The organism is Streptomyces sp. NPDC028419 (assembly GCF_055565515.1).
In genome coordinates, this window is sequence record NZ_JBVHUE010000006.1 from 285,716 (window position 1) to 296,493 (window position 10,778).

Here is a 10,778-nt window from a genome sequence, read left to right on the forward strand (position 1 = left end):
CTCCCCTTACTTCGCGACGGCGGCGGCGAGCTTGGAGAGCGGCTCGGCCAGCGCGTTGACGCCGTCCGAGAGCTCCTTGCGCTCGGGGGCGCCGACCTTGTCGTACGAGGTGAACTCGTAGCCGTTCTTGTCCGCGCGGTACTTGTCCAGCAGCGTGTTCAGCGCCGCGAACTGGGTGTCCAGCTGCTTGGTGAGCGCCGGGTCGTTCTTGGTGGCGGTCGCCTTGAGCAGCTCGTACGCCTTCTGCGCGCCCTCGACGTTGGCCTTGAAGTCGACCAGGTCGGTGTGGCTGTAGGTCTCTTCCTCGCCGGTCACCTTGCCGGTGGCGACCTCGTCGAGGAGCTCCTTGGCGCCGTTGGCCATCGAGGTGGGGGTGATCTCCGCGGTGCCGACGCGCTTCTGCCAGTCGGTGAGGTCGGTGATCAGCTGGTCGGCGAGCTTCTTCTCCTCGTCACCGATCTTGTTGTCGGCCCACAGGGCCTTCTCCAGACGGTGCCAGCCGGTCCACGCCTGCCCGGCCTCCAGGCCGTCCTGGCGGACGTCGACCTTCGGGTCGATGTCGCCGAAGGACTCGGCGACCGGCTCGGTGCGCTCCCAGCCGATGCGGGAGGGGGCGTACGCCTTCTTCGCGGCCTCGACGTCGCCGGCCTTGACCGCGTCCACGAAGGTCTGGGTCTTGGGCAGGGTCTCGTCGGCCTGCGCCTGGGCGTACTTGCGGTACTCGGCGACGGCTGCGTCCAGCTCGGGGCTGCGCTTCTCGCCGCCCTCACCGGTGACCTTGAGCTTCTGGCGGATGCCGTCGCCCTTCATGCCGGGCTTGCAGGCGACCTCGTACTCGCCCGGCTTGATCTCGGCGGTGATGGACGCCTTGGTGCCCGGACCGATGTTCTCCTTCTCGGTCACGATGCGACCGTCCGGGAAGAAGACGTACAGCTCGGTGACCTTGGAGCCCTTGTTCTCCACCTCGAACTGGACCTTGCCCGCGGGGGTCTCCTTCTTGGAGACGTCACAGGCGGTGTCCGAGGCCGCGACCTTGATCGCCCCGTCGCCCGCGTCGCTCTTCTGGGCGCAGCCCGTGACGGCGGTGAGCGCGGCCACGGCGGCGGCCGCGGTGAAGACGGTGAAGCGGGCTGCGGATCGCATGGAGGCTCCTGGCGAGGGCGAAGGCTGGGTGAGGCGGACCTAACTTAACCGAGGCTTACCTCACCGATACCCACTCGTCCAGTGATTCAGCTCTCACCTCCCCGCGGTGGACACGGGGCCGTCACGGGCCCGTCATGGCATTCCCAACGCCAGGTCAAGCGCAGGTCAAGCCCGGCCGGGACGCACCGGCACCACGAGCGGCGCCCCGGTGCGCGGATGGGCCAGGACCTCCACCGGCTGCCGGTAGACGCGGCTCAGCAGGCCGTCCTCGAACACCTCGGCCGCGGGCCCGTCGACCGCGATGCGCCCTTCGTGGAGCACCGCCACCCGATCGGCGTACGCGGCCGCCAGCCCCAGGTCGTGCAGGACGACGACCACCGCGTCCCCCGCCGCCGCCCGCTCCCGGCAGATCCGCAGCACCAGTTCCTGGTGGCGCAGGTCCAGGGCGGCCGTCGGCTCGTCGAGCAGGAGCAACGGAGCCGCCTGGGCCAGGACGCGGGCGAGGGCGACCCGGGCCCGCTCGCCGCCGGACAGGGCGGCGAAGGGCCGCGCCGCGAAGTCGGTGACCTCGGTGGCGGCCATGGCGTCGGCCACCACTCGGTCGTCGGAGTCGGCGCAGGGGGTGCCGGCCCAGGGCGCGCGGCCCATCCGTACGACGTCCTCCACCGGGAAGGGGAAGGCCAGCGCGGCCGCCTGGGGGAGCACGGAGCGGCGCAGCGCCAGGTCGGGCGCGGGCCAGTCACCGACCGCGCGGCCGTCGATCCGTACCGACCCGGAGGCGGCGGGCAGATCGGCGGCGAGCGCGGCCAGCAGCGTGGACTTCCCGGCGCCGTTGGGGCCGACCAGCGCCAGCACCTCCCCGGTCCGGACGCTCAGGTCGATGCCCCGCAGCACCTCGCGCGCGCCGTGGCGCACGCGCAGCCCCGCGGCCTCGGCGAAGACACCGCCGGCGGCGGGCCGCCGCGGCACGCCGCGCCCCCGACGCCCGAACAGGCCGCCGAACCGGCCGCGGCGGGCGCCGCCCGCCGCCGCGTCGGGTGAGCCGGCGTCGGGCGAGTCGGCGTGGGCCGTTGCGATGCTGGTCACGCCCAGCCTCCTTGCTTGCGGCGGGTGCGACGCAGCAGCCAGAAGAAGAACGGGCTGCCGATCAGGGCGGTGAGCACGCCCAGCGGCAGCTCGGCGGGCTGGGCGACCGTCCGGGCGGCCAGGTCGCCCGCGACCAGGACCACGGCGCCGGCGAGCGCGCTGCCGGGTACCAGGAAGCGGTGGCCGGGACCGTTGGCCATGCGCAGCAGGTGCGGTACGAGCAGGCCCACGAAGGTGATCACCCCGGCGACGGCGACGGCCGCGGCGGTGAGCAGCGCGACCACCAGGATCAGCGCGAGGCGCAGGCGTTCGACGTCGACGCCGAGGTGGCGGGCGGGGCGCTCGCCGAGCGAGAGGAGGTCGAGCTCGCGGGCGTAGAGGGGGGCGAGCAGCAGACCGGCCAGGGCGCACGGCAGGACGGCGAGCACCTTGGGCCAGGTGGCCTGGGCGAGCGAGCCGAGCTGCCAGAAGGTGATCTGGTTGACCTGGCCGCTGTCCGCGAAGAAGACGAACAGGCCGATCAGGGCGCCCGCGAAGGCGTTGACCGCGATGCCGGTCAGGATGAGGGTGACGACCTCCGTCTTGGGCTGCTCGCCGCCGCTGCGGGAGAGCAGGTAGACGGCGGAGACGGTAACCAGGCCCGAGACGAAGGCGCAGAGGGGAACCGTCCAGTTGCCGAGGAAGGTCAGCCCGAGGCCGATCGCGGCGACCGCGCCGACGGCGGCGCCCGCCGAGATGCCGATGACCCCCGGTTCGGCGAGGGGGTTGCCGAAGACCCCCTGCATCAGCGCCCCCGCGCAGCCCAGGCTGGCCCCGACGAGCAGGGCGAGCACGACGCGCGGCAGGCGTACGTTCCACAGCACGCTCTCGCCGACGCGGTCGAGGCGGGCGCCGCCGAGCCCGAGGTGGTGCTGGAGGGAGCCGAGCACGTCGCCGACCGGGATCCGGTAGGCCCCGCTCCCGGCGGAGACGAGCGCGAGCAGGACCAGGGCGACGACCAGGGCGGTGGTGAGCAGCGCGGCGCGCCCGCGGCGCCCGGCCGGGGGCGGGGGCGCTGGTACCGGATCCGGGGCCGGGGCCTGGGCCGCCGGGGAGTGGGCCGCCGGGGCGTGGTCGGCGGGTTCGTCGTAGGACAGGGTCACGTCAGGCGGCCTTGCCGTAGAGCTGGGCGACGAGGGAGGTCAGGACCTGGTCCGTGCGCGGGCCGTAGTTCAGCAGGACGCCGTCGTCGATCGTGACCACGCGGCGGTCCATGCCCGCCGGGGTCTGGGCCACGCCCGGGATCTTGGCCAGCCCCTCGACGCCGCCGACCGAGTCCAGGCCCTTGGTCATGACGAGGATCGCGTCGGGTGCGGCGGCGGCCAGCGCCTCGCTGGTGATCGGGGTGAAGTCCTTGGCCAGGCCGGACTCCTTGCCCGCGTCCACCGCGCCCGCGGCCTCCAGCAGCGAGCCCGCGCCGGAGTCCGCGCCGCCCAGCAGGTACACGGAGGCGGTGCCGCGCAGGTAGAGGAAGGCGACCCGCGGCTTCTTGCCCGAGCCGGTCGCCGAGGCCGGGATCGCCTTGCGGGCGGCCTCGATCCGTTCCGTGGTGCGCTGGTTCAGCCGCGCGCCGGCGTCCTGGACGCCCAGCGCGCCGGCCACCGCCTCGATCCGCTTCGGTACGTCCGCCAGCGACTTGGCCGGTGCGACGACCAGCAGCGCGATGCCCGCGTCGCGGATCTGCTGGATCGCCTCGGCCGGGCCGGTCGTGGTCTCCGCGATCACCAGCGTCGGCCGCAGCGAGAGCACGCTCTCCGCGGACACGTCGTGGGCCCGCGTCACCACCGGCAGCTTCGCGGCCTGTTCGAAGGTGGCGGTGATGTCCCGGGCGACGACCCGGTCGCCCAGGCCCAGGGTCTGGACGATCTCGTTGAGGCTGCCGGTGAGCGGGATGATCCGGTCCGCCGAGGCCACGGTGACGCTCGCGCCGTCGGCCGAGGGCACGGTCACCGGCAGGGCCGGGGAGGGCGCGGGCGAGAGCGGCTCCACCCGGTCCGGCGCGGCGGGGGCACGGGCGGGCGCGCCCGCGGTCGTTGCCGTTCCTCCGCAGCCCGTCACGGTCAGTCCGAGGGCCAGTACGGCGGCCAGGGCGACGGCGAGGCGGGGGAAGCGGGGTGACGCGGCGGGCGTAGGCACGAAGGCACCGTCCTGTCGTCCGACTGGAGTTCGAGTGGGGTGAGAAGGGATCTGGCCGACCGAGGGGTTCCACACCCGGCCAGATGTAGCTTAGGTTAGCCTAACCTCACTTGCCAGACCCTGGAGGGGACATTCATGTCCGCACGACCCGTCCGTACGCCCACCGTCGCCCTGTTGGCGACGCTGCTGGCGGCTCTGGTGGGGGCGCTGCTCCCGACCACCGCGCAGGCCGCGAGCCGCACGGTTCAGGGAGGGCGGCTCGACTGGGGCGTCAAATCGTCCTTCCAGAGTTATGTCACCGGCCCGGTCGCGAAAGGCAGTTTCCGGCTGAAGGGCGGCGCGGCCACCGTCGGCGGCAGCCTCTTCCGCTTCCACTCCGCGACCGGCTCCTACGATCCGGACAGCGGCGAGTTCCGCGCGGCCTTCGCCGGCGGCGTCACCTTCCAGGGCCACCAGAAGCCCGACGGAAGCTACGAACTCGACCTGAGCGTCAGCAACCCCACCGTGAAGATCGCGGGCGGCGCCGGCACCCTCTACGTCGACGTGACCAGCAAGGCCAAGGGCACCGGCGCGGTCAGCACCCGGTCCCAGGTCCCCTTCGCCACCCTCGGCCTCGGCGGGATCGACATGTCGGGCGGCGCCAGCCCGCTCACCCTCACCAACGTCCCCGCCACCTTGACCGACCAGGGCGCGCAGTCCTTCGCCGGCTACTACGCGGCCGGCGCCGCGCTCGACCCGATCTCGCTCTCGGCCGACGTCCTCGCCGCCGCGGGAGCCGCGCGGAGCCCGGGCGCGCTGCCCAGCGCTCCGGCCGTCTCCGCCCCCGCCCCCCAGGGCGCCTTCGCCGACGCCGCCGTGGACTGGGGCGTCCGGCGCACCTTCCGCGAGTACGTCACCGGCTCGATCGGCCAGGGCAAGTGGACCCTCGCCGACGGTGCGCAGGACGGCGGCGCGCTCTTCCGCTTCCCGCAGGGCAAGGGCGCGTACGACGGCGCGAAGGGCACCCTGGACGCGGCCTTCGCGGGCAGCGTCCGGTTCACCGGGGCCCACCTCGACCTCAAGCTCGCCGCGGTGCGCGTCAGGATCGAGAACGGCAAGGGCGTCCTGACCGCCGACGCCACCACCGCGGGCAGGACCGAGAACGCCGTCGCCCTCGCCGAGTTCGACGCCAAGGGGCTCAAGGTCGACGAGAAGAACCCCGGGCTCGCCGTCCTCACCGAGGCCCCCGCGACCTTGACCGAGGGCGGGTCCAAGGTCTTCGGCTCGATGTACAAGGCGGGCACCGAGATGGACCCCGTCTCGCTCGCCGTCGCGCTCGACGCCACGGCGCGGCTGCCGGCCCTGCCCGACCTGGGCTCGACGGCCTCGCCCACCCCGGCGGCCGCTGCCCCGCAGGGCGCCACCCCCGCCCCGGCGGGAGCCGCCGACGAGGTCGCGTCCGCCTCCTCGATCGGCACGGAGACCTACGTCGCCCTCGGCGCGGCCGTCCTGGTCCTCGCCGGCGGCGCCGCCTTCCTGTTCGTCCGCAAGCGCCGTACGGCCGCGGCCGACCCGGCGGGCACCCCCGCGGCCGACTGACGCGCACGCCCCTTCCCGCGCTCCTTCCCCCTTCCTTTCCCTCCCAGGAGTCCTCAGCCATGTCCTCCCACCGTCGCCCGATCGCCGTCGCGGCCGCCGTCGTCACCGCCGCCGCGCTCGGCACCACCGCCTTCGTCCTGCCCGCGACGGCGGTGGGCTCCGCCTCCGCCTCCGCCGCCGGGCCCGCCGCGGAGAAGGCCGCCCCCGTCCCGATCGTCAACGGCACGCTGACCTGGGGGGTGCTGGAGCGCTACCGCGCCTACGTCCTCGGCATGGCCAAGGGTGAGATCACCGTGGCGGACGGGGCCGTGAAGAACGCCGACAACACCTTCACCTTCGGCTCGGCCACCGGCCAGTACGACAAGGACGGGGGCCACGTCGTCACCGCGGCCTTCAAGGGCAGCGTCACCTTCAAGTCCACGCTGCACGGCTTCGAGGTGACCGTCGGCAACCTGCGCTTCGACACCGGTACGGGCGTCCTGACCGGCGACGTCAAGAAGAACGGGGTGGCGAGCGCCGGCGTCCCGCTGGCCGCGGTGGGCTTCACCGGGCCGGTGATGGACAAGCTGACCACCAAGCTCACCAAGGAGTTCGCGGACCAGCTCGGTTCGGCGGACTACGCGGGCCTCGCGGGCGACCCGCTGTCCTCCCGGCTGGAGTTCCCGAAGCCGTCCCCGTCCCCGTCGTCCTCGTCGTCGCCCTCCACCTCGGCCTCGGCCTCGACCTCCGCGTCCCCCTCCACCTCTCCCTCCACCTCTGCCTCGCCCTCCTCCCCGGTCTCCTCCTCGCCCTCCCCGTCGGCCGACGGCCCGCGGCAGATCCTGGGCGGCAAGCTGACCTGGGGCCTGAAGGAGTCCTTCCGCGGCTACGTCCTCAAGGGCAAGGGCACGGTCACCCCGGCGGACGGCGCGGTCAAGAACGGCGACACCTTCGACTTCACCGCGGGCAAGGGCACGCTGGACACCAAGACCCGCAAGCTCGACGCCTCCTTCGCGGGCAACCTGCGCTTCCAGTTCGCCGACCACCACATCGACATGACCTTCGCCAACCCGCGGATCACCGCCGAGGGCGAGACGGGCGTGCTGATCCTGGACGTGAAGACGCCCACGCTCGACAAGAAGGCCGTTCCCTTCGCGACCCTCAGCCTCCCGAAGGCCGACTACAAGGCGGCGAACGGGGTGCTCGCCCTCAACGGCGTCCGCGCCGCCCTCACCCAGGAGGGCTCGGCCGCCTTCCTCAACGGCTCCGCGTCCATGTACCCGAAGGGCGAGCGCTTCGACGACATCAACCTCGCCGTCAGCGTCGACAAGGACGCCACCCTGCCCGGCGGTACGGGCGGCACCACCGCCGGCTCCGGCACCACGGGCGGTACGGGCACCACCGGCGGCACGGGCGGTACCGCGGGCGGCGGCAGCGTCGGCGGCTCGGCGGGCGGCAACCTCGCCTCCACCGGCGCCGAAGTCCCCGCGGGCGCCCTGCTCGCCGTCTCCGGCGCGGTGATCGCGGCCGGCGCGGGCGCGGTGTTCGTGGCCCGCCGGCGCCGGACCCTGCGCGGCTGAACACCGCCCGTGTTTGAATGCCCGCGTGAACGATCTCGACGTACTCAAGGTGTTCTGCGCGGGCGACGGGCGGTACGGGAACCTGCTGGGCGTCGTGCGCGACGGCGCCAAGTACCCCGATGACGCGGCCCGACAGGCGCTGGCGGCCGAACTCGGCTACAGCGAGACGGTGTTCGTCGACGACCCCGAACGCGGGGTCGTCGACATCCGGACCCCCGGCACCCGGATGGCCTTCGCCGGACACCCCCTGGTCGGGGTGGCCTGGCTGCTGGACATCGAGGAGCTGAGGCCGCCCGCGGGCGCCGTATGGGCCCGCGACGACGGGGAGTTCACCTGGATCACGGCCCGCGCCGAATGGGTCGGGGGCAAGCGGACCGAGCAGTACGCGAGCGCGGCCGAGGTCGAGGCGCTGCCTGCCCCGCCGCCGGGCGAGGGCTGGTTGTACGCGTGGGCCTGGGAGGACGAGCGGGCGGGCCGGATCCGGGCCCGAGGCTTCCCGCGCCGGCCCGACGGGGCGATCGTCGAAGACGAGGCGACGGGCTCGGCGGCGCTCCTGCTGACGGCCCAGCTGGACCGGGCCCTGAACATCACGCAGGGCGCGGGCTCCCAGATCCTCACCGCCCCGGGACCCGACGGCACGATCGACATCGGCGGCCGGGTCCGCTTCGCGGACTGAGGCGGACCGAGACGGACCGAGACGGACTGAGTACGCGAGCGGCCCGGACTGAGTACCAACGCCCTCGGCAGGATGACCGTCGGTCGGGTCCCATGGGGGCATGAACCCGATCCCGAGCGCGCCCCGCGCCACCGCCGGCATCCAGGAGCGCCCGCTGGCGCCCGCGCTCTTCACCGTCCTGGTGCTGGTGGCCTCGGCGTACGGGTACGCGGGCTCGTACCTGCGGGACGCCCCGGCCTGGCTCGCTCTGGGGTACGCGCTTCCGCTCGGCCTGGCGCTGTCCACCTGGTTCCCGCGGCGCGCCCCGCGGCTGAGCGCCGGCCGCACCGCGGCGGGCATCGCGGGCGTCGTCCTGGCGCTGACCTACGCGAAGGCCGTCGAGGCGGTCCTGTTCGTCCTCGCGATCGGCCTGTGGCTGGTCCACGGGGACTAGAGGCGCGTCCGGTACGGGGGAGGGGGCGGTGCGGGGCTCAGGCGCTGAGGGGGAACTGGGCGCCCAGCTCGCGGAAGACCGCTCCGTTGAAGTCGAAGGCGCGCTTGCACTCGTCGATGATGCGCTGCTTCTCCAGGTCGTCCGCGGCGATCGCGTCCAGCAGCTCGCGGTAACCGCGCTTGAAGGCCGGCGGGTTGGCTATGGCCTCGAAGACGTAGAACCGCACGCCGTCGCCCTTGCGCGCGAAGCCCCAGGTGCGCTCGGCCTTGTCGCGGATGATCTGGCCGCCGGAGAGGTCGCCGAGGTAGCGGGTGTAGTGGTGGGCGACGTACCCGCCGGGCCACTCGGCGGCGCAGGCGGCGACCCGGTCGGCGTACGCGCGGGTCGCCGGCAGGGCCGCCACGCCCTCGCGCCAGTCGGGGCCGAGCAGGTGGGCGAGGTCGCGCTCGATCTCGGCGACGCGCATCAGCTCGGGCTGGATGAAGGGGCCCGCGACCGGGTCGTCCTTGAGGGACTCGGCCGCGTCCTCCAGCGCCCGGTACACGAACCAGAGCTGCTCGGTGTAGCGGGTGTAGGCGTCGACACCGAGCCTGCCGCCGAGCAGGTCGCTCATGAACGACGACGTCTCGGCCTCCGTGTGCTGCTCGTGCGACGCGACGCGGATGACCGTAGAGAAGGCGTCCAAGACGGACCTCCAGAGACCGGGGGCGGGGAAGGGGTACGACCGATCTTCCTACTTAGGCTTACCTAAGTCAATCGGTTACCGACGTCCTGTCGGTAAAAATGTACGCCTTGCCCGCCGCCCTGTCAGGAGGGCGTTCGAAGGCACCCCACGGCACCCCCTACGGCAGCGTGAGGATCTCCGCCCCGGTGTCCGTCACCACCAGCGTGTGCTCGAACTGGGCCGTGCGCTTGCGGTCCTTCGTGACGACGGTCCAGCCGTCCTGCCACATGTCGTACTCGTGGGTGCCCAGCGTCAGCATCGGTTCGATGGTGAAGGTCATGCCGGGCTCGATGACGGTGGTGGCGTGCGGGCTGTCGTAGTGCGGGACGATCAGGCCGGAGTGGAAGGACGAATTGATGCCGTGCCCGGTGAAGTCGCGGACCACGCCGTAGCCGAAGCGCTTGGCGTACGACTCGATGACGCGGCCGATGATGTTGATCTGGCGGCCCGGCTTGACCGCCTTGATCGCGCGGTTCAGCGACTCGCGGGTGCGCTCGACCAGCAGGCGCGACTCCTCGTCGACGTCGCCGCACAGGTAGGTGGCGTTGTTGTCGCCGTGCACGCCGCCGATGTAGGCCGTGACGTCGAGGTTCACGATGTCGCCGTCACGCAGCACCGTGGAGTCCGGGATGCCGTGGCAGATGACCTCGTTGACGGAGGCGCAGAGGGACTTGGGGAAACCCCGGTACCCCAGGGTCGACGGGTAGGCGCCGTGGTCGCACATGTACGCGTGCGCGACCCGGTCCAGCGCGTCGGTGGTCACCCCGGGGGCGATCAGCTTGGCGGCCTCCTCCATCGCCTGCGCGGCGATGCGGCCGGCGATGCGCATCGCCTCGATGGTCTCGGCCGACTGCACCTCCGGTCCGGTGTACGGAGTGGGCGCGGGCTTGCCCACGTACTCGGGCCGGCGGATGTTTCCGGGAACGGAAAGGGCGGGGGAGAGCTCGCCTGGAACGAGCAGCGACTGGCCAGACATGCGAACGAGTGTATCCAGCGGTGATCGGGCAAGCTGGCGACAGAGGAAGGAGCGTCGAATGGCTCTGTTCAAGAAGCGCCAGGTGGGCAAACCGGGCGAGTGGTACTACTGCCTCGTCCACAAGAAGGTCGAGGAGGGGCCGGAGTGCCCGGCGAAGGACCGCTTCGGTCCCTACGCCACGCCCGAGGAGGCGAACCACGCGATGGAGACCGCCGAGGAGCGGAATCTGGAGTGGCAGAACGACCCCAAGTGGAACGACAAGACCCGGGAAGAGGGGGAGGGCGACAGCACTTCCTAGGTCCTGTCGTCAAAGTGCCGTCTGCCTCGCGGCGTCTGGCACGCACTCTCGCCGCACCGGGCGAAAGCCAAGTACGTCCAGTACGCGGGCTTCCGCCCGGCACGGCGAGAGCACGCACCAGACGCCGCGG

At 72.8% G+C, this 10,778-nt stretch carries 11 protein-coding genes; 5 read left to right on the forward strand and 6 right to left on the reverse strand.

Features of this window, described 5'->3' with window-relative positions:
• Positions 1-6: 6 nt before the first annotated feature.
• The 4 genes from efeO to ACZ4UB_RS10535 all read right to left on the reverse strand — a co-directional run bounded on the left by efeO (position 7) and on the right by ACZ4UB_RS10535 (position 4,404).
• Positions 7-1,143: an iron uptake system protein EfeO gene (gene efeO, locus ACZ4UB_RS10520; protein WP_468069638.1), complete on the reverse strand. Its 1,137-nt coding sequence runs from the start codon at positions 1,141-1,143 to the stop codon at positions 7-9.
• Positions 1,144-1,308: 165 nt separating this feature from the next.
• Entirely contained in the window at positions 1,309-2,136 is an 828-nt protein-coding gene (locus ACZ4UB_RS10525) for a heme ABC transporter ATP-binding protein (RefSeq protein ID WP_468069672.1), read from the reverse strand.
• 89 nt (positions 2,137-2,225) lie between these two features.
• Positions 2,226-3,365: a FecCD family ABC transporter permease gene (locus tag ACZ4UB_RS10530; protein WP_468069673.1), complete on the reverse strand. Its 1,140-nt coding sequence runs from the start codon at positions 3,363-3,365 to the stop codon at positions 2,226-2,228.
• Positions 3,366-3,372: 7 nt separating this feature from the next.
• Positions 3,373-4,404, reverse strand: a complete 1,032-nt coding sequence (locus ACZ4UB_RS10535) for a heme/hemin ABC transporter substrate-binding protein (protein WP_468069639.1) — start codon at positions 4,402-4,404, stop codon at positions 3,373-3,375.
• A gap of 135 nt (positions 4,405-4,539) precedes the next feature.
• Here ACZ4UB_RS10535 and ACZ4UB_RS10540 point away from each other — a divergent pair, with 135 nt between their 5' ends.
• The 4 genes from ACZ4UB_RS10540 (at position 4,540) to ACZ4UB_RS10555 (ending at position 8,650) form a co-directional block, all read left to right on the forward strand.
• Entirely contained in the window at positions 4,540-5,982 is a 1,443-nt protein-coding gene (locus ACZ4UB_RS10540) for an HtaA domain-containing protein (protein WP_468069640.1), read from the forward strand.
• 59 nt (positions 5,983-6,041) lie between these two features.
• Positions 6,042-7,541 carry an HtaA domain-containing protein gene (locus tag ACZ4UB_RS10545; protein WP_468069642.1) on the forward strand — a complete coding sequence of 500 codons (1,500 nt, stop codon included), beginning with the start codon at positions 6,042-6,044 and terminating at the stop codon, positions 7,539-7,541.
• A gap of 25 nt (positions 7,542-7,566) precedes the next feature.
• Positions 7,567-8,217 carry a PhzF family phenazine biosynthesis protein gene (locus ACZ4UB_RS10550; RefSeq protein ID WP_468069643.1) on the forward strand — a complete coding sequence of 217 codons (651 nt, stop codon included), beginning with the start codon at positions 7,567-7,569 and terminating at the stop codon, positions 8,215-8,217.
• A 100-nt stretch (positions 8,218-8,317) separates the two neighbouring features.
• A complete protein-coding gene (locus tag ACZ4UB_RS10555) occupies positions 8,318-8,650 on the forward strand; it encodes a hypothetical protein (RefSeq protein WP_468069645.1) in 333 nt (110 codons plus the stop codon).
• Between the two features lie 37 nt (positions 8,651-8,687).
• Here ACZ4UB_RS10555 and ACZ4UB_RS10560 read toward each other — a convergent pair whose 3' ends face one another.
• Positions 8,688-9,335: a biliverdin-producing heme oxygenase gene (locus ACZ4UB_RS10560; RefSeq protein WP_468069647.1), complete on the reverse strand. Its 648-nt coding sequence runs from the start codon at positions 9,333-9,335 to the stop codon at positions 8,688-8,690.
• 157 nt (positions 9,336-9,492) lie between these two features.
• Positions 9,493-10,350: a type I methionyl aminopeptidase gene (map, locus tag ACZ4UB_RS10565; RefSeq protein WP_468069649.1), complete on the reverse strand. Its 858-nt coding sequence runs from the start codon at positions 10,348-10,350 to the stop codon at positions 9,493-9,495.
• A gap of 58 nt (positions 10,351-10,408) precedes the next feature.
• Here map and ACZ4UB_RS10570 point away from each other — a divergent pair, with 58 nt between their 5' ends.
• Positions 10,409-10,648: a hypothetical protein gene (locus ACZ4UB_RS10570; protein ID WP_468069651.1), complete on the forward strand. Its 240-nt coding sequence runs from the start codon at positions 10,409-10,411 to the stop codon at positions 10,646-10,648.
• The last annotated feature ends 130 nt before the right edge of the window (positions 10,649-10,778 follow it).